Origin of the sequence: Rhizobium sp. BE258 (assembly GCF_031457345.1) — a bacterium.
Lineage (GTDB): Bacteria > Pseudomonadota > Alphaproteobacteria > Rhizobiales > Rhizobiaceae > Rhizobium.
On sequence record NZ_JAVDWL010000010.1, the window covers coordinates 184,937 to 211,022 of the forward strand.

Below are 26,086 nucleotides of genomic sequence, written 5' to 3' on the forward strand. Positions count from 1 at the left end.
TTGATCTGCCACCGCGCTGTCAGTAAGTAGGAGTAGAAGCGTCAGGCTACGCGCCACATTCCGATGTCCTGCGCTTCAACGGCAAACGCGAACGCTCTCGGTGTGGTACCCGTCGTCATAGCTGTCCTGGACAGACTGGCGCTGATACCAGCACTGTGGCGGCGGCGGTGAATAATAGCGTGGCCCGTCATTATCGATTTCTCTGCCGATGAGGCCACCGACAAGCCCTGCAGCAATACCGCCCGCAATCAGTCCGCCGTAGTCGGGATGGTGATGATGGCGTTGCCGCTCCGGCGGTGGACCTCCCCAATCTCGATCGTCATGCCAGCCCCGCCCGTAGTACTCCTGTGCCCCGGCTGTCCCAGCAGCCAGCGACACGGGAGCGGTTATCGCGGCGAGGAGAAGTGTCGAGACGATGAATTTCCTGAACATTGATCTGCTCTCCATAGACCGGGTCGGACCCAAGCTCAGTGCGATGGTCATTCCGGAATGAATGGAATTATGGCATTATGCGCTGAATGTCGGCTGAACGCCCTGTTAAGGGATCTGTCAGAATGACATCACGACCGCTTCCGAACATCCTAAAATCACGACAGATGGACTCGGCTCACCTGCCTAGGGCCAAGGGTTGTTCGGTCACGCGAAGGCACAGGTGAAGGTCGAATACTGCCGTGGCCCGGCATGTGTGAACCGTAATTTTCCGACAGGTGTCACGCTGTCATCAAGTGCGACATCGGCAAAAAAGGCAGCCATCAGAAAAGCTGCCGCAGCGAGGCTCTCAAGTCTCGCCTTCATTTTCAATCGGCTTCAACATCTGCTGAAGCGGCCCTTCAAGTGAAATTCGTGAATCAATTTCACTGGAACTAGAGACTCCAGCAATGATACAATCATAGCCTCTCTATCGTTCGTCAAAGCAGCTCGGGCAGGCCCGCATCATTCATCGAGCGAAGACGAAATCCTCGCGCGCGGCTATGAGTCGTCTTGCCAAGCCGGCGACAATGAGGCAAAGCCTCGCGCCAACCGCATTCACCTGTCTTGAGGAACATCCGTGCAAATACTTGTCCGCGACAACAATGTCGATCAGGCGCTTCGCCTTCTCAAAAAGAAGCTGCAGCGGGAAGGTATCCTTCGCGAAATGCGCCAACGGGAACATTATGAGAAGCCATCGGTCAAGCGCGCCCGTGAAAAGGCGGAAGGTGTCCGTCACTCGCGCAAGCTCGCCAAGAAAAAGCTGGATCGAGAAATGGGCGTTGTCTCAGTGAAGAAGCGGCCTGCTAAATAGTCGCAAGTGCGCTATGTGGAGCGGACTCTACAGGCGCTAATCAGCAGATATCAACCTTCTGCCACTGACTTCCAGTAAACCGCGAAGCAGCGCTAGTTTCTACTCGTATATCTCCCGCCTCACTAGATTCTGCCTGGACACATGGTTTAGTTGACGGGCGGTGAAATGATGCGATGACCACCCGCAAAACCGCTCGGTCGCTACAGCGCGTCGGAAGGCGCGCTCGCCAGCGATTTTGTACCGTCAAGCTGACCATTCGCTGCCTTCAGAGCAAGTAGCGGCTTCGCCGCCAAGGCGGGCTTTGTACTAACCGCGGAAACGGGCACGTATCCGCAAGGGCCTTCCGGCTGCCGTGATCAAGGGCCTGTTTCCGCACGGTCCGTCCGCACAATGTCCGAGATTGTCGCGGTGCATATCCGCCGACAGGCCGGCTCATAGAACCGGCCCTGAAGTTCAGACTTCTGTCGGAAGCATCGCTTTGGGCCTATGCGGCTTAACGGCACCGCGCTTCGTATTTGCGGCCGTACTGATCACGATAGATGCAGTAGCCGCGGCGCTCCGTCGACCGTCCTATAAGCGCGCCGGCGACGCCGCCAGCTACAGCACCCACTGCCGCGCCTCCCCAACTGTTGCTGACTGCACCGCCGATGATTGCTCCGGTTCCCGCGCCGATTGCCGTGCCTCTTTCGGTTGGCGTGCAGGCTGCGAGCATAGATGCCGATGAAATGGCAATAACAGCCATTGAGATCGCTCTGGACATTCTGAACTCCCCTGTTGCTTCGCCTTTGAAGGAAATCGACAAGGTCGAAGTTCCTCGAAAAGATTCTCGCTCGGCATTTGTTCCAATTTCATGAGAAATAAAGCGTCATTACCGGCACTTGCGGGTCTACGAGCGGCCTGCGGCAGCCATGACGGCTGTGGCCTGCAAGCCGTCAGATTGGCGACCGGAACATAGGAGCGCCTCACTGCTATCCTTCTATAAGTCTCACTTTCTTATGGAGCGTTTCTGCAGCAGCTCGCGCGGCTTCTTCCTCCAAGCGGAACAACTTGACGGCCGAACGGTTTGTCAGCTGCAGCGCCTCATCATGCACGCTGCGATCTAGGGCTCCGGTGCGCCTCCCCCAGTTGGCTGCCGGGGCCTTTCGGATCAAGCTCTCCGTCAGCTATGCGACTACTGTCCAATCGCCCGCCCTCAGGACCATTTGCTCTACCACGCCTATGTCACAATCTATATAACGTAAACCCCATAGGGCGGTATGTGATGACGTGTCACACTTGGCCATTCAGGACTGACATGGATCCGCAAGGATAACACCGGTTCCTTGAAAATTCAGAATCTCGCTCGCCACAACTGCGAATCCGTGAACCAGCGCCGTGGTGGCAGTGATCGCATCAGCCTCATTGCGATCAGGATTATGTAGGTGGGCACAACGCGTAGTGATAGCACCATCGATCGGTATAAACCGCTCTGAAAATTCCGGGCGAACGCGGCTATCCATCCATGCTCGCAGGCGCGATCCTCGTGCGCCGTTTCGTGGGTGGACGGACAACGGCAACTTTAGCCATGTAACCTATGAAGGCTTGAGAGATCAGGACAACGCCGTCGTATTCGACATGGCTGAGCAGCCTCCATGACAGAAACGGCCAATTATTCGGTGCAAGTTTTTGCGACCGCGGTAGGTGCGTCCGCCATAGCGAGATAGGCACCGCTGAGCATCACCATGATACCAATGATATCTAGCAGTGTAACCTCCTCGGCGAACAATATCGCTGAAAGCGCCGCGGCGATAACAGGCGAGACAAACGCATAGCTTCCTGCCCTTGAAGCTCCGACATCCCTTAACAGCCGCATGTAGGTGGTGTAACCAATAAGCGAACCAAAGACGACTAGGAAAAGCCAGCTCATCCAGGCGACCGAGCCCCAATCTCCTGAAAGTGCTGCCAACGCACCAGTTTCAAAGATCAGCGCCATGACGACGAGGCTCAGCCCCCCAACAAATGTCGTGATCCCTGCGATCAACAACGCTGGATAGGCGCGCAGTAGCGGGCGGGCCAGGACCGATCCATAGCCGTAGGTGAACGCCGCCGACGCCACCGCAATGCCACCTAACAGATTTGCGCCCGAAAAGGCCTCCGGCCCAGGCAATGCAGCAACTGTCGTGGATGGCCAGAACAGCACGACCAGGCCGGCAACTCCCAGCCCTAGGGCGATGATGCGCCGTACACTCAAAGCCTCTTCACGAAGCAACAGGGCAAAGCACAGAAGGGCAATTGGCGTAAGTGACATTTCCAAGACTGCTGCAGTGCCTGTATCTATATACTGCATGCCCCAGAACAGTGGCCCGTAGCATAGGGTAATCATGAAGATGCTCACCGCGAAAAGCCGAATAAAGTCCTTGCTCCGGACAAGGGCGCCTTCGCCTTTTGCCAGAGCATAAATGAGGAGCAAACCACCAGCCGCGGTAAAGCGTGTCCCCGCAAACACCAGCGGCGGCACGACCTCGATACCAGCTTTCATACCAATCCAAGTACTCCCCCAAATGAGGCAGAGCATAAGGAATCGGACCTTGTTCGTGTCTAGACCGGCGACCATCGCGCGTCCTCACCTGTAACGGTTAAAAGCTTTTTATACCGTTACAACACGCCCTTGCCCAAATCGTTCCCCGATACGATATTAGCGCTATGGAGACATTGAAAACCATTGACGACATCAGTCTGCTCGGCGGCCACGCAGCGCTCGACTTCGTCAATACGATAGACAGTCGCGGCGAGAGGTGGGGCCCAGATTTTCTCACGTCGTTCGGGGATCTGGTCGGTTGGGCTCTTCGCGCCGGTCTGGTGGATCGATCTGAACATAATGTCTTGCTAGACAAGGCGGCAAACAACCCTGGTGTGGCGGACGCAGAACTTGAGAAAGCCAAAGTCCTAAGGGAATCCCTTCACCGTATATTCAGCGCGGAGGCCCAGGAGACGCCTTGTGATCAACACGATCTCGACCACCTGAGCTCCGCTTGTCGACTCGCAGCCGGGCAACGAAGCCTGCGAAAAGGGAAGGACGGCGTTATCTGGAGCAACGCACCTGCCATGTCGATGACTGCCATCGCAGAGCGGATCGCGCCTTTGGCAGCGGATCTCCTGATATCGCGGCAGCAGCGCCGCGCGGTACGGATATGTCAGGGAAGAAACTGCGGTTGGCTATTTCTAGATCAGTCTCGCGGCGGTCACCGGCGGTGGTGTTCGGACAAGACTTGTGGCTCGGCTGCCAGAGTGCGGAAATTCCGGGCAGAGCGCGTCGATTAACGAGCCACGCCATTAACTGGCAGCTGAAGCTGTTGGCCGTTGACCGATTATATTCGTTCGACCACGACGGAATCTGCGCTGCGCAAACTTGGGGCATCACAGACGGCTTCAATGTTGTTCCCATCTGGATCGAGCACGAAAGCTGCATAGTATCTGTCGTGGTATGGCCGCAGACCGGGCCCTCCATTGGAACGCCCGCCGGCTTCGAGCGCCAGCCGGTGAAACGCTTCGACGTCTTCTCGCGAGCGAGCCTGAAACGCCAGGTGGATTCGCGACACGTAATCGTCGGCAGCATCCACATAGATTTCATCGATCACAAAGTGGTCTGCCCCCTCCCCGAAAACGCCCTCAAGATGAAGCGCATCACAGATCGCGCGATAGAACCTCCGGCTGGCCTGTAGATCTGAGACCCGAAGATGAATATGATCGATTACCCGACCCAAATGATACATCGCAATTTTCCCGCGACCGCAAATCAAATACTAAGTGGTAAGCCTTAAATCCTTTGACGGTTCCCCAGAGCTGGCGGATGCCTTGGCGGCTGAGTGGCTCTGGTAAGGCATGGCGATGCTGCCACCTGGCTGCATCGCCCCCATCGTAGGTGTCGCGCTAGAGCACCCAGCCGCCATCTATCGTCAAGCTGGAACCGGTCATGTAGGAGGAGCCAGGGCCGGCGAGATAGGCTACGAGCTCCGCGATTTCGGACGGATGAGCAACGCGCTTCATGGGGCTACGCTCGGACAGGTACTCCAAAGCGCCAGCATTCATGTCAGTGTCGGTCGGGCCGGGCTGCACGTTGTTCACGGTGATGCGTCGCGGTGCGAGATCAAGCGCCAATCCTTTGACCATTGCCGCGACAGCCGCCTTTGTGAACTGGTACACGCTTGTTCCCTGCATACCGGTCCGCTCGGCGGTATTGGAGCCGATCGTAATAATCCGGCCACCATCCTTCATTCTCGCCGCCGCGGCCTGGATGGCGAGAAACACCCCGCGGATATTGACATCGATCATGAGATCAAGCTCCTCAAGCGAAACTTTGTGGACCGTGTTAGTGCGAAGAATGCCAGCGTTCACAACGACGGCGTCAATAGCGCCCAGCCTTTCCACGGTAGTACGTACCGCTGCTTCAATGGCCTGTGGGTTCGCACTGTCCGCCTGGATCGCGATGGCACGGTGTCCGTCGGCTTCGATCTCCGAAACGAGTTCTGAGGCGGTGTCTGGCCGCGACACATAGGTAAAGGCAACGTCAAAGCCATCCTTGGCAAGTTTGCGGACCGAAGCAGCACCTATTCCGCGCGCGCCTCCGAAGACGAGAGCGGATCTGGGTTCGTTGACCGTCATAGGTTCTCCATTTTTGATAGATCAGTCCATAATTATCCGGAAAAGTACCCGCTCCGATTACAAAGCGGGTCTTATGGCATCAGTCGGTAGGTTGCGAACCGCGCCATCGCTTTTAACTCCTTTGCCGATGCACCGCCACGCGCGGCAATCTGCAATCCCGTCATTGTCATAACAACGAAAGCGGACGTCTCGGCGGGATCGAGCTTGCGAGCAATCTCCCCGCGCTCTTGGCCTTCGACAATCCTCTGCGCGACATGTCTCATGAGCATTTCGCCCGATGCCTTCCGACGAAGGTTGAGGTCTGGATCCGTTGTTCCAAATTCACCCACTGATCCTACGCCCATGCAGCCCAGCGCCCGTTCCCGATCGTCTTCTGGCGCAAGACCTGCCAAGAGATTTTCTATTCCTTCAATCGGACTGCCGTAGGAAAGCCTGATCAAATGAGCCGACCCTATCCGCTCCAGGTAGGAATCGAACGCTTCAAGGTAAAGTGTCCGCTTATCACCAAACGCGCCATATAGGCTCTGCCTGCCAATGCCCATCGCTTCACGTAGATCGTCGGTGGACGTTGAAGCGAACCCCTTCGCCCAAAACACCTGCATTGCTTTTTCTAATGCCGCGTCGCGGTCAAATTCTCTAGGTCTCGCCATGGCGTGATAATTAGCTATTATGGACTACCCTGTCAATAACACTACTGCAGGATCGCCGCTTGTCTTCAGTCTCCAGCAATGCCATCCGACCAGGATTGCAAACGGCTGGCCTGTCAGCGCGCACAAGTAGCGCCCGCTTGCCATGAGGCGAACCCGCCCGAATCCATTTCGCTGGAAGGGGAATTCGCGAAAGCCGACGTCGGCCCGGCAGTGAATGCCAATCGCGCTCAACATGGACGTTAAAGCTTCGAACCGCACAACCGTAACCTGATATAGACCATTAGCGCTGGCTGGTGTGCGGGGCAGCCCTATTGGTCATGGAACTTGCCGCTTATCCGGTCGTTTTCCGACACGTACCGTCAAAACCCTTCCAAAAAAGATGCCTTTGAACTGCGGCTCGCACGCTTGCAGGGACAGGCACGCAAGAGGAATGATCATGTCAGACATCACTGACCAGTCCCGCAAAACCGTCCCCGCACCCAAAGATCAGCATTTGCGCGATATGGCCGATTGCATCCGCTTTCTGTCGATGGATGCGGTTCAGGCGGCCAAGAGCGGTCACCCCGGCATGCCGATGGGCATGGCGGATATCGCAACGGTGCTGTTTTCCGATTTCTTGAAGTTTGACGCCGCCGATCCGCATTGGTTCGACCGGGATCGCTTTCTCATCTCCAACGGCCATGGGTCGATGCTGCTTTACAGTCTGCTCTACCTGACAGGCTATGAAGATATGAAGATCGAGGAGATCAGGCGCTTCCGTCAGATCGATAGTCGGACCGCTGGCCACCCGGAGTATCATCATGCGACCGGTATCGAGACCACGACCGGACCGCTTGGCCAAGGGCTAGCCAATTCGGTTGGACTGGCGCTTGGCGAGCGGCTCCTGAACGCTACTTTCGGCGACGATCTTGTTGACCACAACACTTATGTTTTTGTGGGTGATGGCTGCCTGATGGAAGGGATCAGCCATGAGGCGATATCGCTGGCCGGTCATCTGAAGCTCGGTAAGCTCATCGCTTTCTGGGACGACAACTCCATATCGATCGATGGTGCGACAAGCCTTGCCGAATCCGAAAACCAGCCAGCACGCTTTCGGGCAGCCAACTGGCATGTCCAGGAGATCGACGGTCATGATACCGATGCCATTCGCGCCGCGATCATTGAGGCACAGAAAGTGAAAGACCGCCCGTCGCTGATTGCCTGCAAGACCGTCATCGGGTTCGGGTTTCCCACCAAGGCAGGCACCCAGAAGGCCCATAGCGACGCACCCGGTGAAGAGGAGATCGCCGGCGCCCGCGACATTCTCGGCTGGAAAGCGCCGCCTTTCCAGATCCCTAACGGTTTGCTCGCCGCCTGGCGCAAGATCGGTGCGAAGGGTCGCACGGAGCGGGCGGCCTGGGCAAAGCGGGTTGAGGAAAGTGCAAACCGCGATTTTGAGCGGCGGATGAAGGGCGAACTATCGCAGAATTGGCGCTCGGCCATCTCCGCCGCCAAGGATGAGCTCGTCGCATCCGAGAAAGATCTGGCAACCCGCCAGGCAAGCGGGATTGTGTTGAACCACCTGTTCGATGCGATTCCTGAACTGCTTGGCGGTTCGGCGGATCTTACCCCATCCAACAACACCAGGGCAAAAAACCAGGCGGAAATCACGCCCGGCAATTTCGATGGTTCATATATTCATTACGGCGTACGCGAGCACGGCATGGCGGCCGCAATGAATGGTTTGGCGCTCCATGGCGGTCTCATCCCGTATGGCGGGACGTTTCTGACATTTTCCGACTATTGCCGTCCTTCGATCCGCTTGGCTGCGATGATGGAAATCCGTTCGATCTTCGTCATGACCCACGATTCTATCGGGCTTGGCGAGGACGGGCCGACCCATCAGCCGATCGAGCATCTCAGCGCGCTCAGGGCGATCCCGCGGCTTGCCGTCTATCGACCAGGAGATCCGATCGAAACGGCAGAATGCTGGGAGGCAATCCTCGATACGCCGCGCGAAACGGCGCTGATCGCACTCTCGCGCCAGCCTATGCCCCTCCTGCGGGGGGACCCGTCCTCAGAAAACCATGCGGCGAAGGGCGGTTACGTCCTGCTTGAGGCTGAAGGTGGACAAAGGCAGCTGACAATTTTCGCAACAGGGTCCGAGCTTCACTTGGCGGTCGAGGCAAGGGTTGTCCTGCAAAAAGACGGGATAAGGACAGCTGTCGTTTCGATGCCCTGCCGTCTCGTGTTCGAGCGACAAGATGCGAGTTATCAGCATCAAGTCCTTGGCGTGACGCGAGCGCGTGTCGCGGTCGAAGCGGCTGTCCGCGATTCCTGGGACCGCTATCTTGGCCTCGATGGCGAATTTGTCGGCATGCATGAGTTTGGCGCATCGGGCAAAATCGGCGACGTCTACAAGAAGTTCGATATCACCACAGATGCCGTCATACGCGCCGCCAGGAAAACATTGGCCCGCGTCTGACTGTCCAGGCCACAACGCCGAGGTTGAATGGCAGGCAAGACCTACTGAGACCTGCCTGCCGCCGGCCAATCGTTCGAGGGCTCGTCGATCTGACGATCGGACCTGTCGTCCACAGGATCACGAAGCTGGGTGGATTCCTTTTCGATCATGTAGATCACCGCGGATCGCTCGGCGCCCTTGGCGACGAGCTCCTCGACCAGAGCAAGAAGCTTTGGCTTGACCTCTTTTAAAATGTTTTGATTTTGGCTCATTGTTTCCTCCCACGTGCTATCGGCATTTAGCAGATACTTCTCAGCATTTTAGCCAAAGCTCTTTCCGGCATTCGCATCCTCCGCCAGGACCAGGCTCGCTGGCGGTGCACCGCTGTCGTCCCCTTGGATGATTGCCGAGACATAGACCAGCGCATTCTTCATGCCGTTCATCGTGTAAGGCTTTTCGATTGCTCCAAGGGCACCGGCAAAGTCTGGTGGGATTCGCTTGATGTTGCCGCTGACGAAGACATAGGGGATGCCGGCCGCCGCCAGCTCGCGCCCAACATCAATCCCGGTTGGCCCATCCATCAGGTGAATGTCGACGAAAGCGAAATCTGGCTTCGCCTTGCCGAGCTGATCTCGGGCCTGGGCGCTGCTCATGGCGAGCCCCGTGACCTGGTGACCCGCCATCTCCACTTCGCTTTCGAGCTCCATGGCGAGCAACATCTCATCTTCCACGATCATGACTTTCAATGCGCACTCTCCTGATGGTCGCCGACAAGCAGCACCACATCGACGACCGTTTTGCGGCCGTCCTGTTTCCGTTGGATCTCAGCGCCCAGCTGCAAGGCTGATGCTTCCAGCAACAGTTTTCCGAGCTGAGCGCTCTCACGATCCGGCTCGACCGGTTCCGACGTGTCTTCGACGCGGATCAGGAAATGACCGTTTAGGCGCCGGACGACAACATGAATATCTCCGCCACCGTCGCTCAAACCACGGCGAACGGCGTCCCCGACCAGCTCGTTGACGATCAGGGACAGCGGCGTCGCCTTCACAGCCGGCACGAGGAGCGGGGAGAGATCCAGAGATAGACGAATGTCCTTTCGACCGGTTGCATCGACCAGATCGGTCACCAGCTCACGGGTGAACTCCGACATGTCGAATTTCGAGACGTCGTCGAGCGTGAATAGCTTGCGTTGGACCGTGCTGAGAGCCTCGATGCGGTTAAGGACCGACATAAGCGTTTTCCTCTGCCGATCGTCCGTCGCTATACGCGCCTGCATCTTGACGATCGAGGCCATGGTCAAGAGGTTGTTCTTCACCCGGTGGTCGACCTCGTGAACGAGCAGGGTACGGGCCTCCAAGGCTGCGCGAAGATTGGCCGTGTGTTTTGCAACCTCCGCCTCGGCCTCGTGACGAGCCGCCGCCAAGTCCGCCTCGCGGCTCTTGACCGTTGTGAAATCCAGCTGGGAGGCGAAGAAATAGATGATTGTCCCAGCCTCATCCCGCACAGGGCTGATGAAGACGGCGTTCCAGAACGTGCTGCCATCCTTTCGATAGTTCAGAATGTCGACAGCCACATCCCGACCCGCCACGATGCTGTCGCGGATTTTGGCGACTGTCTCCCGGTCCGTTTCCGACCCTTGCAGAAAGCGACAATTCCTGCCGATGATTTCGTCGTCGCTGTAACCGGTCAGCTTCCTGAATGCATCGTTGCAGAAGATGATCGGATTATCAGGCTGGCTGGGATCCGTGACGATCATCGGCATGCGCGTAGCCTTGAACGCCGCCGCAAACGGGTCTTCGCTGACGTGCCCGGCGACCAGGCGGTCTCCGGCGCTGCGCGCATCCCGCCGATTTTGATCCTTTTCCTGCATTGTGATCCTGATTGTGTTAACCGACAACAGAAGTCGCGGCGGATGAATTCGTTCCTGCCAGTCATTTTATAGGGTGCGGTAGCAACACCGCCCCGATCTCACACACGACACCGGCAGCGTCACAAATGATTGCCGACGTTCCGTTGAGCTCCGCCGCCAGCAAGCGCTCGACCAGGCGAGATCCAAAGCCCTTCTTGTTCGGTTGAGCGACCGTCGGCCCGCCCTTTTCCTGCCAGCGGAGGCTGAGAGCCGAGGTTTCGGGGTCATAGCTCCAAATGATCGACACCCGTCCGGTTGGAGTAGATAGGGCTCCAAATTTGGCGGCATTCGTTCCGAGCTCGTGCAAGGCGAGCGACAATGTCGCAACCGCCTTTTGAGGCAGGAGAACGGATGGACCGGAAACGGTGAATCGCTCCGGCGGGTAAGGCTCAGTGGCCTGCTCGACCACCGCGACGAGGTCCGCGCTCTGCCAGTCACCTTCGGCAAGCAGATCATGAGCGTGGGCCATTGCCGAGAGGCGCGCTTCGAACGCAGCGATCGCAGCTTGTATGTCAGTCGCCTGCGCGACGGTCTGACGCGCAATGGCAATCACCTTTGCAAAAACATTCTTCACGCGGTGATGCAACTCACCGATCAGAACCGCCTGAAGCCGGGCGGCTTCTATTTTTGCGGAGATATCATGGGCAATTTTCGAGGCACCAATGATCTTGCCAGCCGGGTCATAGACCGGTGAGACACTGAGCAAAATGTCAACCAGATGGCCGTCCTTGCGGCGACGCTGTGTTTCGTAGGCCTCTATCACGAAACCGGCTTTGATCTGCTGGAGCAAGCCCGGCTCTTCGTCACGCCTGTCTTTTGGTACAAGCACCAGGACAGACTGACCCACAATCTCCTCAGCAGTGTAGCCGTAAAGCTGCTCGGCACCACGGTTCGAGGCCGTAATCGTCATGTCCAAGTCGATCGCAAGGATCGCGTCGTTAGAGGATGCAATGATAGAGGCCAGGCGCCGCTCGGCTTCCTGAGCCTGCTTGCGTTCAGTGATATCAACCGAGACAACGGCAACCTGATGGATCTTCCCCTCGTCATCCCGCAAAGCGGAAACCGTATTGTTCACCCAGACGAGGCTACCGTCCTTACGAACATAGCGCTTCTCCATGTCGAAGCTTTGGCGGGTCTCGGCAAGCCGGTTGAACAAACGGGTTTGCTCGGGCATGTCGGCGGCAAAGGTGATGTTGGCAATGTCCTTCCCGACGAGTTCCTCCTCTTCATATCCGACGATCTCACAAAACCGGCGGTTGACGTGCAGGATCTTGCCTTCCAGGCTGCCCTGACCAATACCGGCTGCAGATTGGGAGACAACCGCCCGGAGCCATTCCTCGCTTGCCTGCAACGCCTGGTCAGCGCGGACGCGATCAGTTGTTTCGTTGACGATGCAGAAGACCCCGCAAACTGTGCCGTGTTCATCGCGAATGGCCGAATAGGAGATGTCGAAATAGACCGTTTCCGGGTAGCCGTGCCGCTCGATGTAGAAGGGACGATCCTTTGCAGCCACCGTTTCTCCGGTCTCCAAGACCCGGCGCAAAAGTGGCTCAAGATCATCCCAAAGTTCGGCCCAGTTCTCTCGTGCGGGCCGGCCAAACGCCTTGGGGTGCCGTTGGCCAATCGTCGGAGCGTAGGGTTCGTTGTAAAGCGCGACAAGGCCGGGTCCCCAGAACATCACGATCTGAGCCATCGCTGGCAGCATGATGTCGACGGTGGATTTGAGGCAGACAGACCATTTTGACGGCGGCCCCAGGATGGAATCGTCCCAGTTTCCGCTGTCGATAAGGCGAGAGATCTCGTCGGTCAGTTCGAAAATCTTCCCCGCTTCGCTCCTCATTGGTATCCGCTCTACATTCCCATTGCGCCACCGCACCTTGTTTCCGATCTTCCAGCTGGCAGATTTATGGCGCAACCAATTCCCTGCAAGGCCTTTCCTCAATGAAATCAGCGTGAGATGCCAGCTTAGGCGTAAGGTTTCTCGTCCGTTTATCAACTCTGATTGGTCTTGACCCCGCACGCCCCATTTCCCATATGGGCGCCGCAAAGAAGGGGGAAGGCTATGCGCGCGTTTCTGGAAACAGCATTCGGACCAATGGAGCTCGAGACAATTGATGAGGCTTTCCAAAATTGGCTGGACGCGCACCAAGTCCTAAAAGGCAGCCCGGAAGCCGAGCTCGCCGCAGCGATCATAATCACCCTTTATCGGGAGGGCCACGATACCCAGTCGGCTCTGGAGATGGCCATGTCTAAGCATCGCGGGCTGAGTGATCTTGCCGGTTAGCGCCAATGCTCTTGTGCAACTTTAGGTTTGAGAACATTGAACGTTTCAAACGGCTTGGTGACGGCGCGTCTTTCGTCATCGCTGTTTCAGGTCCATTGTTCAGCAAGACAACAGAAGCCTGCATTTTGCGAACAAAATTCAACTGCTTGCCGCATTTGGGCAAGGCGAAGCTCAACTACAGTTCTATCGATCGATGGGGGCAGCTTGGCAAGATCATCGGCAATTATGTCGATCTCTTGCAGGAAGAATAATGGGTCAAAGCGCCGCCGCGTTTGACTGCTCAAGTCAGCGACATTGCGTGAAGCGTTCAGTGGTGAAGCATAGTCCACTTACATGATCTCGCAGATGTAGCATGGTTTATTAAACGCGAAGGGTCCGGCTGCGAGCGCAGCCACAGGAACTGTGAAAGGCATAATCATTCCTTCTTCATTGAGATGAAAAACGGCTCTAATTGCTCCAGGTTCCGAGGTCGGACTTCAGTCCGACATTGCTCAGACCTTAGTCTGACATAGTGTCGAACACGACGCCGAGGGCTAGCCCCCATCGGTGTTGTACCCGTTATTGTCACTTAGAGCGAATGGGCGGACGCACTTCGATTCCAGCACATATTGGACCAAGGTCCGGGGTATCCTTCCAGGAACCTTCCGGGCTAATCCAACGCAGTACTTAGAAGAGGTTAAATCGTGTTGGATCCGTCGCTAATCGAGCCAGAACAGCACTACTGGGCAATTAAGACAACCCCTGATGCCATTGTCGAAGTCGTTTACGTCTCCACAGTATTCGGCAAGGAGCGGGAATATTGGACCGTCGCTCGTTTCGGCAACGAAGCACATTCCATGCTTGAAGAATTCGACTTTCTAGAGATGGTCTCGCGACCAACAGCGAGTGGATAATTCGTCCTGGACCCAAAAAGTCACTCGCCAAGCGGTTGCCGGAACACCAGACCTGCTGGCGAATATCGCGTTCCTCGCGCTTTTGACCTCATCGAGTAGGATGGACCGCAATAGCCTGCGGAATTTGGTCCCGCACTCCCACAAAAGTGGGCGCACTTGGCGGAATGTGCGGCTTGAGCCAAAAGGAATAAAATTCACGATGGTCAGGCGTGACGTCAAAATCGAGTGTTTTATTCGAACGCCGATTAATACGAGGCCGTAACGAGGACATCCCGCGACGGTGCTTCACACTGCCTGCGTGGTCCTTCGAAAGGCTGATAGCTGTTGTCTTGCGCACGGTAGGACTGGTAGTGTTCGACACACCAACCTGATGCGGTTTCATTTCCTCCTGCACGACCAGCACCGGCCATTGCATTTTGTGTGGCATCCTCTTCGCGGCTGCTGCCAGCCTGCTCTGCAAAGGGTGAGGTGCAACTGCGCATCTCGCCGCTGAAGGCGCGGTAGTTATTGGTGGAGGGATTGTAGGAGCGGTAGCGATGCGAGCACCAAGCGAGGTGCTCTGCCGGAATGGCCGGTTCTGCCGCAGAATCCGCGACAGGTTCTGGATCCTGCGTGCGCGCGGCCACGATGACCTTCGGCGCACCGGTCACGTAACTCGAATAAGCTGGCGCGATTCGCTGATAATTCTGTTTACCCGGATCGACGCGAACCAGACCTGTCGTCCAAAGATCGGGCGCGGAAAGATCGGCGAGCTGACGCGTTTCCGATTTCGCCATGACGATGGAGGCCAGAGATGCCGCCACGACACAGACGGCGACGGACGTCACGATACCGAATGTCAGTGATGCGACCGCGTTCATTTGCCAGGCTCCCGCTGCTCGATTGGAACGAATACCCTGCCCTGCTTTTCGTCACCGCGATCGACATTTGAAAGCAGAACGAGGATGCAGCCGGCCATTGCCATTAGTATGGCGACGATCGGAAGAACGACGCTTGCCGATTTCGTTTCCCCGTAGTTCATCTGTCTCTCCATAAGAAAAAAACGGTGGAGCGAACGCCACCAGCTTAGGTTACGGTACCGGCTTCAGGCTGCGCCACTTGGGCGCCACTGGCGTGCGGCTGTTGCTGCGCAGAACCACCGGACTGATCGGTCTGGGCTGCACCCTTCTTTTTGATGATCGCGGCATCCTTGGCAGTGGCGGACATGAGGCCGATAGACGAAACACCGATCGACAGCGCCGCCACCAGCATGGCAAGGGACTTCTTTTTCATGACCATCTCTCTGGGTTCAGGCCGCACGCGGCCATACCTCACAAGTGCGGCTGGATTTCGTTTCGTATTGACCAAGAAAGGACGCGGCATCAGCCGCGTCCGGGATCAGGTCAGTTGATGACCTGGATCACCTTGCGGGACGTCGGCTCTACGATGACGCGCTCATCATTCACGACCGCATAGGCATATTTCGGATTTTCGGGGACCGGCGTTACAACGACGGTCTCGGGAAGCGGCTGGCCGACAACCACCCTTTCCTTAACGACGACTGTAGCTGAAGGTGCCGGTGCTTCCCGCACATAGGTTACGACCTTCTGCGGCGGCGGATCGATAACCGTTCCAACGACGGCACCGGCCACACCACCGACTGCAGCGCCGACAGGTCCGCCGACGATCGCGCCGGTTACGGCTCCGCCTGCAGCGCCATTGACGGTGGACGACTGAGCGAGTGCGACGCCCGACATGAGGGTCGCGGCCGTAGCCACGCCTACCATAACCTTAGAGAGCATTTTTATTTCTCCTTGTCGCTGAGCGGCCCTTATGACCGCGGCCCCACAATCCGCCAAAGGTATCGCTTGTTCCCGATATCGGACCTCAGTCCGGGGCAACACGGACCATAGTCGGGGGTCGGGAACCGCGACCATTTTGCCTCGTTGCTACAGCGATGAAGGAGTGCAATTATGAGCATCATCCATAAACCCTCCGCCGGCCCGGTCGCGATCAATGCGTCAGTCGTCGCCTTTGTTGCATTCCTGTGCGGCGCACTCTACTTCTTCGGCGCGGCCATGTCGGGCGATACGCAGATCACCAGGAGTGTTGTCGGCGCGGACATCACCGATACACGCGATGTTCCGAACTAAAGGCACCCGAGATGTCACGCAGCTATCTGGAATTCTTCTAGGGTAGTACCATGTCTGTCGGACACGCAGTCGACAGGTCGCAGATGCATTGGCTCAGCCGTTGGAATGCCCGCTCGTTAGCCTCCCAGTTTTTCATAACCGGGGGCGTTGTGTCGATCATGGCGATGCTGCTGATTGGCATTCTGCTGACACGGCTGATCGAGGATGCGGTGATCCACAATTCCGGGGCAGCGACCGCGCTTTATGTCGATAGCGTCGTTGCTCCACTTCTTCCAGACATGCAAACAGAAACGCTTCTCGACGAAGGAAGCGCCCAGGCACTAAACGAGACGCTGTCGCAAGGCGCGCTCGGAAAGCGCCTCGTCTCGTTCAAGCTCTGGAGCAGCGACGGCACTATCCTCTATTCCAACGAACCGGAGCTGATCGGCCACAAATTCCCGGTCAGCGACAAGCTTCGCCAGGCATTTTCAGGTTTGCTCGTCGCCCGATACGAGGTCGCGAGCGATCCGGAGAGCGAAAAGGAGCGGCAGCTCGGCAAGCCGCTGATGGAAATCTACAATCCGGTGCTGCAGCCATGGTCCGGTCAGCCCGTCGCAGTCGTCGAGTTCTATGAAACGGCTCAGGGACTTGCGGACAGCATCGCTCGCGCAAGACGATGGAGCTGGGCATCGGTCGCTGGGCTGACGGCAATCTTCTTTTTAACGCTTTCGGCGCTCGTTTTCCGTGGTAGCCGGCTGATTGAGGCACAGCGGACCGATCTCCGGAACAAGGTAAAGGAGCTCTCCGCGTTGCTCTCCGAGAAGCTCGCGCTACAGCGTCGCTTGCAGCGATCTTCCTTGCGGGCGGCAACCCTCAACGAAACCTACCTCCGAAGCGTCGGCGCCGACCTTCATGATGGACCCGCTCAGCATATAGCCTATGCCTCCTTGCGGCTCGACAGCGAAATGCTGGTCGACGCCACAACAGACCCTGCTATGCGAGAAAAGGAACTGGCCTGGATCCGTTCGAGCCTCGCCGAGGCCATGAGGGAGATCCGCACGATCTGTCGCGGTCTCGTCCTGCCGGAGATCGAAGGTGTCTCGTTCGAAGAAATCATCGAGCGGGTTGTCTCTGCCCACGAAACAAGAACAGCCAGCGCGGTTGCGCGCAACGTCGAGGATGATCATTCAGACTTATCGGCCGCCGTGAAGATCTGTGTCTATCGCTTCGTACAAGAAGCCCTCAACAATGCCTATCGTCACGGCGGCGGCATCGAACAATCGGTAACCGCACAAGCGCGTGGCAGCGAGGTCCGGATCGAAGTCCGCGATCAAGGGGATGGCTTCGATCCGAATGAGGTGCGGCCGACAAGTCTCGGGCTTGCGGGACTTCGCGAACGCGTCGACAGTCTGGGGGGCGATTTCGATATCAAGACGGGCAGCGCAGGCACTGTCGTGTCGATGACGCTTCGGTTGATGGAATTGGAGGCGGTAAGATGACGGCTATCACAATCGGGATCGTGGACGATCACCCGCTGTTCCGCGAGGGCGTCAGCCGTAGCCTTTCGGAGGTCGCTGATTTTGTGGTGATCGGCGAAGGCGCGAGCAGCGATGACGCGATCAGGCTGGCGGCCTCGGATCGCCCCTGCGTGCTCCTACTCGACGTTTCGATGCCCGGTGGTGGCCTGCAGACAATCAGTTCGGTTTTGTCACGAAGTCCGGAGACGCGGGTGCTGATGCTAACAGCATCCGAGGAAGTCGAGACGCTTTCTGCAGCCTTGCAGCGCGGCGCGGCCGGATATGTACTGAAGGGAATTGGATCGCGCGGACTTGCCGAAGCGATCCGGGTGGTGATGCGCGGGTCGAAGTTCGTCTCACCCGTAATGTCTGCCAAAGTGATAGAGCGCTCCCTTGGAGCGCATTCCTCGCCCAAGGCCTCGCTGACGCCGCGTGAGCGCGAAGTAATGGGACTCGTCGCTGAAGGTCTTTCCAACAAGCATATTGGATTGCGGCTCGATCTGCAGGAAAAAACCGTTAAGCATCACATGACGCAAATCCTGCTGAAGCTCGGTGTCACAAATCGAACAGAGGCCGCCATTAAATGGCGGGATCTAGCCTAGTGAAGAAAACGCGAGAGGCGCGTAACATCTGCCTGCGTCGCGATCCTGTTGCTGATCGTCCGACCCTTCGGATCTTTCATGACATAACGGTTCGACACAATGGTCTCGATAATTCCGTTTCGGTGTCGAATCCGGATTGAGCCATCCGCGCTGCGTGTTGCCTGCACACCATTAGCCGCACTGGTCATCCCCCCGTCAGCGGGCTCAGCTGAAGTTGCCGGACCGCCATTACCCTTGCCATTCCCGCTATTGCCATTGCCATTCCCGCTGCCCGCGCTGGAATTTCCATTTCCGCCGCTGTTCCCACCGCCCTTGCCGTTACCGCCGCCATTTCCATTGTTGCCGCTCTTTGCGAAGGCATCGAGCGTGAGTAAGGGCGCGCCTTCAAGCGGAAAAAAAGCGCTGGCCAATCCCGCACCAGCAACGATTTTCAACATGTTTCGTCTCGAGCAACTCATAATTTGCGCCTCCTTCTCAGGATACTACGCAGGACAGGACTTATGAGATTTCTGCCTCCTCCGAAAAAATCCAAGCCGGCTAGACAATTTCGGCGCCAAACACGGACCAGGATTGCGACGGACATCGAAAGGTCTCGACGCCGTTGACCCATCTTCGGTTTCCTCAAGCGCTAATGTTAGCCCCGGCTGACGCGTAACGAAACCGGTCATGACACACTATGATCGCCGAGACACATGCACGCTCTCTTCATTCAATTGATTGCGTAAGGCTCTTGATCACGCATTGAGCAACGCGCCATTGGAATTGATGGCCTCCGATCTTGGATCTCGCCCCAAGTGAGAAAAGAAGATCGCACGCGACGTATGACGACGACGCTGCTGTTCCCGGGTCGACCGGCAGATGATCCAGGATCGACACTAATAGGGCACCACCAACAACCGCCACTGTTTTAAGCGCCGAACTTATACCGAGCGTTTCGTACGAGACCTCGCAGCCAACCGCAACGCCTCAGCAATACCCTCGGCACCGTCCTTCTTATCGACGATATGAATATCAGGGAGCCCATCGACCAGCTCCGGGTTGCCAGTGAGAAACACGACTGCAACGTCGAACCCTGTCGCAAGGGAACGGGCAATTTTCGGGCCTGATAGACCATCCGCAAGTCGGACATCAACGATTGCCAAATCCGCCTCACGGGCCAGCTCCATAGCCTCGGTCGCTCTTGTCGCGATACCGACGACTTCAAATCCTTCAGCCAGAGCAATGTCTTCGATGACAAGAGCCACATCCGGCTCATCCTCGACAATAAGTACGCGCATACGAGACTCCAGACTGTGACCAGACTTTGGATCCTAACACCAGCAAGCAGCGTCGCACCACGGCACAAGGTCTTATGACTGAAGGATTTTCATTGCTATGCAACGAATATTGATGCCTCATTCCCTGCAAGGCTTGCCAGCATTTCGGCACCGTGCTGTGGTCTACCGAATAGATATCCCTGTCCCGTCTCGCACTGTAGTTTGCGAAGGAGTACGTGTTCGGCAGGACCCTCGACCCCCTCTGCGACGATCTCAAGATTCAGGCCATGGGCAAGCAAGACGATCGCTTTTACGATCTCGAAAACGTTCTGATCCTCGGTCATCCTTCGAACGAAGGATTGATCAATTTTGAGTTTGTTGAGCGGCAGGTCGGCCAGGTAGCTCATCGAGGAATAGCCAGTGCCGAAATCGTCTAGCGCAAGTGATACGCCGGTCGCGCTAACGGCAGCCATCGTCGATATCGACCGGCCACCATCGCTTAGGAATACAGATTCCGTAAGCTCGACGCAGAGTCGGGACGGGGGCAACCCGCTTGCAAAAAGCGCTCGACGTACGTCCGCCTCGACATCCGCTCTTTCGAACTGAATCGGCGACACATTGACCGACACGATCCCTTCCGGCCACAGCATGGCCTCCGCGCAGGCCTCCATCATAACCCATCGTCCGATATCGCAGATCATTCCCGAAGATTCTGCAATGGGAATAAATTCCGTTGGTGCGATGAGCCCAAGCTCCGAATGGCGCCAGCGCAGCAGCGCTTCTGCACCCACGAAGCGGCCAGTCACGAGATCGACCTGCGGCTGGTAAAGAAGAAAAAACTGTCCGTCTCGCAGCGCATTGCTCATGTCGGCTTCGAGACGTCTGGAGCGCACCTGCTGCAGTGCCACCGCCGGATCGTACATCGACCATCGCTCCGACGTTTTTTTCGCACCGTCGAGCGCGGACTCGGCAGCCCGTAATGAACTCTCGGCACTTTCCAGACCAACCCTTGCGACACCGACGCGAACAGCCACCGACGCTGATATCTCGTCGAATACAACAGGCGATTCGAAGGCGGCGAGGAGCAAGCCCGCATGAAGAGCCGGGTTGGCATCTTCCCCGGCACTGAGGACAGCGAACAGGTCACCATCTATGCGCGCAAGCAATTCACAGGGAAAAGTGGCGGAGAGCCGTGTAGCGACAGCCTTTAGAAAGGTGTCGCCGACATCGCGACCCAGTGTCGCGCAGATGTCCGAGAAGCGCTCAATGTTCAGGACGGCCACTACGCCGTTGCGCCCTTCGAAACGTGCAAGGAATTCACGCCGGTTCAGAAGCCCCGTAAGTTCATCGCGCTCTGCCATCCGCTTGAGCTTTGCCTCGTACGCCCTGCGAGACGTAACGTCGCGGATAATCATGCAGCCACCGAATGAGCCTCTACCTAGCCTCCCCTGTTCCTCGACTGGTGAAAGGGTGATGGCCACTTCGTAGGTTATCGAATTGCAGTCATCTTTATGCCTGACGAACTCGATGACGGTGCTGTGGATCCTGCCTGGCTCGCAATTGTATAGAGCTGTAAGACCACGAACTGCGGCAGCAACGGAATGCTCTGAACTTGCCAGCAGATGTGCTCCGGCGCCCACGCGCAGAATCGATTTGGCAGATTCACTGATTTCAGCGATGACCATGTCGCTGGTGAAGGCAACAATCCCATCCGAGCTGTCGGCGATAATCCGCCGCATCAGGCGGCGGGTATTGCGTGCTTCAATATTAGCAAGGGCGGCCAGCATCTGGCCGAGATCGATCCGCTCGGTCAGCGCCAGACCGCCTGCCAGAATAAGCTGCAGCCACGGCACTACCGTCCCGGTGATGATTGAAAAATCCTTCTGGAGAATGAAAGCAGCGACTTCGCCGGCCATTCCCGCGGCAACGGCGAGAAGGCAAAGATTCGCCAGGCCTACCGAACGCGATAACAAGATGGCGACGATGAGCGCGGCCGCAAGGAGTAGCTCCAGCGGCGTCTGATTAAACGCTGTCAGAAGCCGGTCTTGGATCAGTGTCTCCGCTGCAAGCACATGAATGAGCGGACCAGCCAGTGCTGCATTCACCGGTACCGGGAAGATATCTTTAAGCTCGGTCGCAGACGCACCGACCACGACCGAACGCCCTGAAAGTTGGCCGGCCGCAACCTTCCCGGAAATTACATCCGCCATAGAATAGGTCGGCACGCTGGTGGGTTTGATGGAAAAATCAATCAGCCGTCGTCCTGAAGTCTCAGCGCTTCTGGCAAGGGCGGAAGCGGCAGACGGCGTTGCTGCGCCATTGAATTCGCTGCCGAAGTCGAACTTGCGCACAACGCCATCGGCATCCGTGGTGACGTTGGCAAAGACTGGCCAGGCATTGGATAGCAGACTGGGAATCGGCTTGGTGACGCTGGTGTTAATCGATGCCGCAGCGATTTGCTGGCGAAAGACCGGCAGCAAGACCCCGCTGCCGGCTTGTTCGAGGGCAGATGAGAGCGCGCCATCTTCGGCCGCGTTTGATGGCGTTGAGAAATCGATATCCAAAAAGATATCTGCTGCATCCGCCGCGATAAGCTTTGCTAGAAGCTTTGCATAGATGCCGCGTGGCCAAGGCCAGACGCCGACCTCGTCAAGCGTTTTCTTGTCGATGGCAATGAAGACGATTTTTCCCGAGGCTTCTCGTGGCGCCCACTCGAAGCGTTGGGCAATCAGGCCGTCATTAAGAGCGGTGATTGCGTTGAGCGCAGGCGCGACGACCGGAAGCGCGAGCATCGCGGCTATGAGCCCCCCACGCAAGGCGATCGGCCCGGCAATTGCGGAGCACATTCTCCGCAGGGAAGAGCCAAAGCTCGTCACTTGTTGTTGCCCTTGCCGCTATTGCCCTTGCCGCCGCCATTGCCACCCCCGTTACCGTTGTTGCCTTTGCCGTTGCCCCCAGCGTTTCCGCTGTTTCCGCCACCGTTTCCGCTGTTCCCATTGCCGTTATTGCCGCTGCTTCCGGCACCGGAACTGCCTCCATTCCCGTTGCTTCCAGAGTTGCCGTTGCTGCTGCCGTTGCCACCCCCGTTACCGTTGTTGCCGTTGCCGCTCTTTCCACTGTCGTTGCTTCCGGAGCTGCCCTTGCCGGACTTCCCGTTGCTTTGCGCGGCGTCCTTCGCGCTTGCATCATTGCTCGCCTTGGACGACTTGCCCTTGTCATCTGTCGTGACTTCAGCCTGACCTGCGAGCGCTGTCGTCCCCACGGCAGGCACAACTGCAACAGACGGCGCAACCGGGCTAATTGTGGGCCGCGAGTTCGCGCCAGATACCTTCATTCCCGACTTCCGGTCGACGGTGGCACGCTGACGGGGGCCGACATTGGCCAGCTGGCCGCTCGCGAATGAGGTTACCTGTACCAGCCCACGATCAACGGACACTGAAGCGTTTGTCTTGCCGACGCTGACATGGAAAATTGTGCCCTTCACAACAGCAGCCAGATAAGGTGTCTGCACGGTTGTATGAGGCTGGCTGCGCTTTTCGATCTCAAGATCGAGTTCGCCGATCTGCTGGAGGATGTTGGTCTTGCGCGCGCTGAACAGTCCGCCCGACTTCGTTGTTATTGCAGCCAGGGTGCTTGGCTGGAAGCCGATACTTTCAACACCGCGCACAAGCTGTACCCTTCCGCGAGGGCCCGTCGAGATCCAGGCGCTGTTTGGAACGACGTCGCCTGTCTGCAAGTCCTTCCACATTGACTGGTCGGTCGTATAGCGTACCTGGCTGCTCGCCTTGGCAACATGCCAATCATCGTCACCAGAGGCATAGGCGGTCAAAGGAAGAAGAAGTGTGACGAGAGCGAAAAGATGAAGAAGAACGCGCATTGATGCCCCATTTGGTTTGGGGTCATTAATGCATTTCTCACTTAAGAATGGTTTTAAAAAACCGGCTAAATTCTCGCGACGGTCAATTATCGAGGAATTCGTCAATGCCATGTTGGCATGCTCTTGCCAATTCAGTCCAACATCGGGTTACGCCGATCGAGTGGACAGCTCTCCCAATACAACGACGTTGTCCAATTGAGGCTTTGGCCTGGCGACTAGGTTTTCAATGCTGCGGACACCCCGGACCAAGATCTGATCCCGGAACTCACGATGGATGAAGCGATCATCCTGGATTGTGGGTCGTCCACGGCAGTATCGGACGCTTCCCGGACGCTGCCGCGTTGTGGGGCCAGCGCATTCAGTTCTTTCATGAACTTGCCAGGTCGGCCAGATCGACGTGGATGTTGCCCCGTTATGATCAACATAGGATATTCCCGAATCAGCGCTTCAACCGCCTGTTCGCGGCGGCCTGAGCTTTGACTGGTCACGTTGTAATCAGGCGACGTCCAGCACGATTTTACCCTGGATGCTCCCTTCGGAAGCCCGACGATGAGCGGCCGACGCCTGGGCCAGCGGATAGGTACTGTCGATCACTACCCGAACGGAGCCATTATCGAGCAGACGGCCAGCCTCCGCCAGTTGCGCTCCGTTCGAACGCACCTGCGTCGTCGAGACGGTGATCTTTCGTCGGGCAGCTTCATGATGGCCTGAAAAGCCCAGCGGGTTTACAAGAAACAGGGCGCCATGCTGCCTGATGCAGGGGAGAAATCGTTCCATGCCCGCGCCACCGACGGCATCGAGCACCAGATCAACATCCTTCGCCACGGTTTCGGCAGCCGCCTTCGTGTAGTCGAGGATAATATCGGCACCGAGATCATTGAGAAGCGCCTCATGCTTGCTGGAAGCAACGGCAATCACCTTTGCGCCTTGCCATTTCGCGATCTGGACTGCGAGATGGCCAACCCCACCGCCCGCGCCGTTCACCAGCACCGTCTTGCCGTCGAGCGGTTCCGGCGCATGCGCGAAGATCTGGAACGGGTTCGGCTCATCATGTCCCAGATCGACCAAGAATTGCCAGGCGGTCAGAAGCGACATCGGCGCGCCGGCCGCTTGGATATGATCGACCCCCGAAGGTTTCAGTGCCAAATCCGATGTGGGAACGCGAACGTATTCTGCATAGGCGTTGCTTCCCGTCATCAAGTCATGCGGGAACCGGACCATCGCATAGACCTCGTCGCCGACCTTGAACTGCGTCACGTTTTCACCGACAGCCGAGATCTCGCCGGAAACGTCGGTGCCAAGGATCAGCGGAAAGCGTGGACTGGGGTGCCACTCTGGCGGCAGAACCCGATAGCCGTCGCGCAGATAGAGATCCGGCGGGTTGAGGCTCGCGGCATGGACGCGAACGAGCACGTCGTCCGCCGAGATTTCCGGTCGGGGTGCATCCTCATAGCGAAGGACATCTGGTCCTCCGAATTCGTGCAAACGCACGGCTTTCATCATGTCAGTCATCGCTACCTCTTTGGATGTCGTTTCCATGACTGAAGATATGACTAGTTGGCTGCATTGATAATGGTGAGATTATTCGCTTTAATAGTGCCATGAAGGAACAAATAGGAATTGATCGGCTGACAGGGCTGATCGCGTTCGCCCGCGCCGGATCGCTCGGAAGCTACACCGCTGCCGCACGTTCCTTGTCCATCTCACCATCGGCGGTCAGTAAAAGCATTCAGCGGCTGGAGAAGCAGCTTGGCGTCTCGCTCTTTGCGCGCACGACGCGTTCCCTGACGCTGACGGCAGAAGGGCACGATCTGCATGAGCGTGCGCTAAGGCTGCTGCACGACGCCGAAGACATCGAACAGGCGGCAAAAGCAGTGCGCACCGAGCCCGCCGGCACATTGCGGATTGCTGCCTCACTGCCGATCGGTCTGCATATCATCGCGCCCCTGCTTCCTCGTTTTCGCAGTCTCTATCCCAAGGTGAACATCGATCTGCGTTTGAGCGATCACATAGTGGATCTCATCGAAGGCGGCTTCGATCTGGCGGTGCGCATCGGCGATCTGTCAGACTCGCGCCTGCTCTCGCGCCGCCTCCTACCGCATCGTTTGTGCTGCTATGCCTCACCCGAATATGTGGCGCGGCGCAGCCCGCCGACCCATCCGGACCAATTGGAAGAGCACCAGACGGTCAACCTGCGCTACCAGAGCAGCGGCCAGCTGTTCCGCTGGCCTTTCCGCGTCGGGGACAGGGAGGTGGAGATTGTGCCTTCCTGCGCCATCATCGTGGACGCAAGTGAAGCCGTGATTGCCGCGATTGCGGCGGGTGCCGGCATAGGAATGGCAACCAGTTTTATGGCCAGCGCCTGGGTGAGCCGTGGGGCGCTTGTTCCGGTTCTGGCCAACTATGCAGTGAACCGGCACGATATCACGGCGCTGTGGCCAGAAAGCCGAAGGTCGAACCCGGCCGTGCGCGCTTTCGTCGATACCTTAGTGGAGTTGTCGTGACACTGGCAGTGAATGCCCGCTACTGGCGGATATCGTTGAAAAACTCGCCGCATTAGCTGCTCATCCGCCCATTTTGATTTTCCGGGCGGAGTACCAACGCGTTTCTGCCCCGCGCCT

General features: G+C 57.4%; 30 protein-coding genes and 1 pseudogene. 11 read left to right on the forward strand and 20 right to left on the reverse strand.

Translation table 11 applies throughout. The features are described 5' to 3' along the window. Positions 1 to 75: 75 nt before the first annotated feature. On the reverse strand, positions 76 to 432 hold the full coding sequence (locus J2X43_RS28755; RefSeq protein WP_310300691.1) for a hypothetical protein: 357 nt from the start codon (positions 430 to 432) through the stop codon (positions 76 to 78). A gap of 204 nt (positions 433 to 636) precedes the next feature. Continuing rightward, positions 637 to 795: a hypothetical protein gene (locus tag J2X43_RS28760; protein WP_310300692.1), complete on the reverse strand. Its 159-nt coding sequence runs from the start codon at positions 793 to 795 to the stop codon at positions 637 to 639. 253 nt (positions 796 to 1,048) lie between these two features. Between J2X43_RS28760 and rpsU the strand changes: the two genes are divergently transcribed. Then, a complete protein-coding gene (gene rpsU / locus J2X43_RS28765) occupies positions 1,049 to 1,282 on the forward strand; it encodes a 30S ribosomal protein S21 (RefSeq protein ID WP_310300695.1) in 234 nt (77 codons plus the stop codon). Between the two features lie 493 nt (positions 1,283 to 1,775). Here the strand turns inward: rpsU and J2X43_RS28770 are convergent, their stop codons facing one another. After that, on the reverse strand, positions 1,776 to 1,994 hold the full coding sequence (locus J2X43_RS28770) for a YMGG-like glycine zipper-containing protein (RefSeq protein ID WP_310300769.1): 219 nt from the start codon (positions 1,992 to 1,994) through the stop codon (positions 1,776 to 1,778). Between J2X43_RS28770 and J2X43_RS28775 the strand changes: the two genes are divergently transcribed. After that, positions 1,912 to 2,136, forward strand: a complete 225-nt coding sequence (locus tag J2X43_RS28775) for a hypothetical protein (protein WP_310300778.1) — start codon at positions 1,912 to 1,914, stop codon at positions 2,134 to 2,136. The genes J2X43_RS28770 and J2X43_RS28775 overlap by 83 nt on opposite strands. Positions 2,137 to 2,812: 676 nt before the next feature. Continuing rightward, a pseudogene (locus tag J2X43_RS28780) lies at positions 2,813 to 2,917 on the forward strand (ATP-dependent DNA ligase); the annotation flags it as partial. Between the two features lie 13 nt (positions 2,918 to 2,930). On the opposite strand, the gene J2X43_RS28785 reads toward J2X43_RS28780, so the two are convergent. Then, positions 2,931 to 3,875, reverse strand: coding sequence for an EamA family transporter (locus tag J2X43_RS28785; protein ID WP_310300697.1), 945 nt, complete (start codon positions 3,873 to 3,875; stop codon positions 2,931 to 2,933). A gap of 89 nt (positions 3,876 to 3,964) precedes the next feature. On the opposite strand from J2X43_RS28785, the gene J2X43_RS28795 reads away from it, so the two are divergent. Then, entirely contained in the window at positions 3,965 to 4,582 is a 618-nt protein-coding gene (locus tag J2X43_RS28795; protein ID WP_112390646.1) for a CGNR zinc finger domain-containing protein, read from the forward strand. Positions 4,583 to 4,629: 47 nt separating this feature from the next. Here J2X43_RS28795 and J2X43_RS28800 read toward each other — a convergent pair whose 3' ends face one another. The 3 genes from J2X43_RS28800 to J2X43_RS28810 form a co-directional block, all read right to left on the reverse strand. Then, positions 4,630 to 5,034 carry a VOC family protein gene (locus J2X43_RS28800; RefSeq protein ID WP_112515359.1) on the reverse strand — a complete coding sequence of 135 codons (405 nt, stop codon included), beginning with the start codon at positions 5,032 to 5,034 and terminating at the stop codon, positions 4,630 to 4,632. A 157-nt stretch (positions 5,035 to 5,191) separates the two neighbouring features. After that, positions 5,192 to 5,923 (reverse strand): SDR family oxidoreductase, encoded by a 732-nt coding sequence (locus J2X43_RS28805; protein ID WP_310300701.1) that lies wholly within the window; start codon positions 5,921 to 5,923, stop codon positions 5,192 to 5,194. A 71-nt stretch (positions 5,924 to 5,994) separates the two neighbouring features. Further along, a complete protein-coding gene (locus tag J2X43_RS28810; protein WP_310300704.1) occupies positions 5,995 to 6,525 on the reverse strand; it encodes a TetR/AcrR family transcriptional regulator in 531 nt (176 codons plus the stop codon). Positions 6,526 to 7,009: 484 nt separating this feature from the next. Between J2X43_RS28810 and tkt the strand changes: the two genes are divergently transcribed. Next, entirely contained in the window at positions 7,010 to 9,037 is a 2,028-nt protein-coding gene (gene tkt / locus J2X43_RS28815; RefSeq protein WP_310300707.1) for a transketolase, read from the forward strand. Between the two features lie 41 nt (positions 9,038 to 9,078). Here tkt and J2X43_RS28820 read toward each other — a convergent pair whose 3' ends face one another. From J2X43_RS28820 to J2X43_RS28835, 4 genes are all read right to left on the reverse strand, one after another. Beyond that, a complete protein-coding gene (locus tag J2X43_RS28820) occupies positions 9,079 to 9,288 on the reverse strand; it encodes a hypothetical protein (protein WP_112515356.1) in 210 nt (69 codons plus the stop codon). Positions 9,289 to 9,336: 48 nt separating this feature from the next. Next, a complete protein-coding gene (locus J2X43_RS28825) occupies positions 9,337 to 9,762 on the reverse strand; it encodes a response regulator (protein WP_310300711.1) in 426 nt (141 codons plus the stop codon). After that, positions 9,759 to 10,886 carry a PAS domain-containing protein gene (locus J2X43_RS28830; RefSeq protein ID WP_112390652.1) on the reverse strand — a complete coding sequence of 376 codons (1,128 nt, stop codon included), beginning with the start codon at positions 10,884 to 10,886 and terminating at the stop codon, positions 9,759 to 9,761. The genes J2X43_RS28825 and J2X43_RS28830 overlap by 4 nt, the downstream gene beginning before the upstream one ends. 61 nt (positions 10,887 to 10,947) lie before the next feature. Beyond that, positions 10,948 to 12,765 (reverse strand): PAS domain S-box protein, encoded by a 1,818-nt coding sequence (locus J2X43_RS28835; protein ID WP_310300713.1) that lies wholly within the window; start codon positions 12,763 to 12,765, stop codon positions 10,948 to 10,950. A 222-nt stretch (positions 12,766 to 12,987) separates the two neighbouring features. Here J2X43_RS28835 and J2X43_RS28840 point away from each other — a divergent pair, with 222 nt between their 5' ends. Both J2X43_RS28840 and J2X43_RS28845 read left to right on the forward strand, forming a co-directional pair. Continuing rightward, positions 12,988 to 13,209 (forward strand): hypothetical protein, encoded by a 222-nt coding sequence (locus J2X43_RS28840; RefSeq protein ID WP_112539142.1) that lies wholly within the window; start codon positions 12,988 to 12,990, stop codon positions 13,207 to 13,209. A gap of 5 nt (positions 13,210 to 13,214) precedes the next feature. Continuing rightward, positions 13,215 to 13,460, forward strand: coding sequence for a hypothetical protein (locus tag J2X43_RS28845; RefSeq protein WP_148194377.1), 246 nt, complete (start codon positions 13,215 to 13,217; stop codon positions 13,458 to 13,460). A gap of 887 nt (positions 13,461 to 14,347) precedes the next feature. On the opposite strand, the gene J2X43_RS28850 is transcribed toward J2X43_RS28845, so the two are convergent. From J2X43_RS28850 to J2X43_RS28865, 4 genes are all read right to left on the reverse strand, one after another. Continuing rightward, on the reverse strand, positions 14,348 to 14,962 hold the full coding sequence (locus J2X43_RS28850; protein WP_310300718.1) for a BA14K family protein: 615 nt from the start codon (positions 14,960 to 14,962) through the stop codon (positions 14,348 to 14,350). Beyond that, positions 14,959 to 15,123, reverse strand: a complete 165-nt coding sequence (locus J2X43_RS28855) for a hypothetical protein (protein ID WP_162698779.1) — start codon at positions 15,121 to 15,123, stop codon at positions 14,959 to 14,961. The genes J2X43_RS28850 and J2X43_RS28855 overlap by 4 nt, the downstream gene beginning before the upstream one ends. Positions 15,124 to 15,167: 44 nt before the next feature. Continuing rightward, entirely contained in the window at positions 15,168 to 15,374 is a 207-nt protein-coding gene (locus tag J2X43_RS28860; protein WP_310300784.1) for a hypothetical protein, read from the reverse strand. Between the two features lie 110 nt (positions 15,375 to 15,484). Beyond that, positions 15,485 to 15,883: a DUF1236 domain-containing protein gene (locus tag J2X43_RS28865; protein ID WP_112390657.1), complete on the reverse strand. Its 399-nt coding sequence runs from the start codon at positions 15,881 to 15,883 to the stop codon at positions 15,485 to 15,487. Positions 15,884 to 16,054: 171 nt separating this feature from the next. On the opposite strand from J2X43_RS28865, the gene J2X43_RS28870 reads away from it, so the two are divergent. The 3 genes from J2X43_RS28870 to J2X43_RS28880 all read left to right on the forward strand — a co-directional run bounded on the left by J2X43_RS28870 (position 16,055) and on the right by J2X43_RS28880 (position 18,332). After that, a complete protein-coding gene (locus J2X43_RS28870; RefSeq protein WP_310300726.1) occupies positions 16,055 to 16,234 on the forward strand; it encodes a hypothetical protein in 180 nt (59 codons plus the stop codon). An 83-nt stretch (positions 16,235 to 16,317) separates the two neighbouring features. Next, a complete protein-coding gene (locus tag J2X43_RS28875; RefSeq protein ID WP_112390670.1) occupies positions 16,318 to 17,712 on the forward strand; it encodes a sensor histidine kinase in 1,395 nt (464 codons plus the stop codon). Beyond that, a complete protein-coding gene (locus J2X43_RS28880) occupies positions 17,709 to 18,332 on the forward strand; it encodes a response regulator transcription factor (RefSeq protein ID WP_112390659.1) in 624 nt (207 codons plus the stop codon). Before J2X43_RS28875 ends, J2X43_RS28880 begins: the two co-directional genes overlap by 4 nt. Here the strand turns inward: J2X43_RS28880 and J2X43_RS28885 are convergent. From J2X43_RS28885 to J2X43_RS28905, 5 genes are all read right to left on the reverse strand, one after another. After that, complete coding sequence (locus tag J2X43_RS28885) at positions 18,329 to 18,769, reverse strand: hypothetical protein (protein ID WP_310300729.1); 441 nt, start codon at positions 18,767 to 18,769, stop codon at positions 18,329 to 18,331. The two genes, J2X43_RS28880 and J2X43_RS28885, sit on opposite strands and share 4 nt — an antisense overlap. Positions 18,770 to 19,252: 483 nt before the next feature. Continuing rightward, positions 19,253 to 19,609 carry a response regulator gene (locus tag J2X43_RS28890; RefSeq protein WP_112390661.1) on the reverse strand — a complete coding sequence of 119 codons (357 nt, stop codon included), beginning with the start codon at positions 19,607 to 19,609 and terminating at the stop codon, positions 19,253 to 19,255. A 95-nt stretch (positions 19,610 to 19,704) separates the two neighbouring features. Further along, complete coding sequence (locus tag J2X43_RS28895; protein WP_310300732.1) at positions 19,705 to 22,380, reverse strand: EAL domain-containing protein; 2,676 nt, start codon at positions 22,378 to 22,380, stop codon at positions 19,705 to 19,707. Positions 22,381 to 22,460: 80 nt separating this feature from the next. Next, positions 22,461 to 23,576: a hypothetical protein gene (locus J2X43_RS28900; protein WP_310300735.1), complete on the reverse strand. Its 1,116-nt coding sequence runs from the start codon at positions 23,574 to 23,576 to the stop codon at positions 22,461 to 22,463. 384 nt (positions 23,577 to 23,960) lie between these two features. Beyond that, positions 23,961 to 24,977: an NADP-dependent oxidoreductase gene (locus J2X43_RS28905; RefSeq protein WP_112390663.1), complete on the reverse strand. Its 1,017-nt coding sequence runs from the start codon at positions 24,975 to 24,977 to the stop codon at positions 23,961 to 23,963. A gap of 89 nt (positions 24,978 to 25,066) precedes the next feature. On the opposite strand from J2X43_RS28905, the gene J2X43_RS28910 reads away from it, so the two are divergent. Further along, entirely contained in the window at positions 25,067 to 25,969 is a 903-nt protein-coding gene (locus tag J2X43_RS28910) for a LysR family transcriptional regulator (protein WP_112390664.1), read from the forward strand. The last annotated feature ends 117 nt before the right edge of the window (positions 25,970 to 26,086 follow it).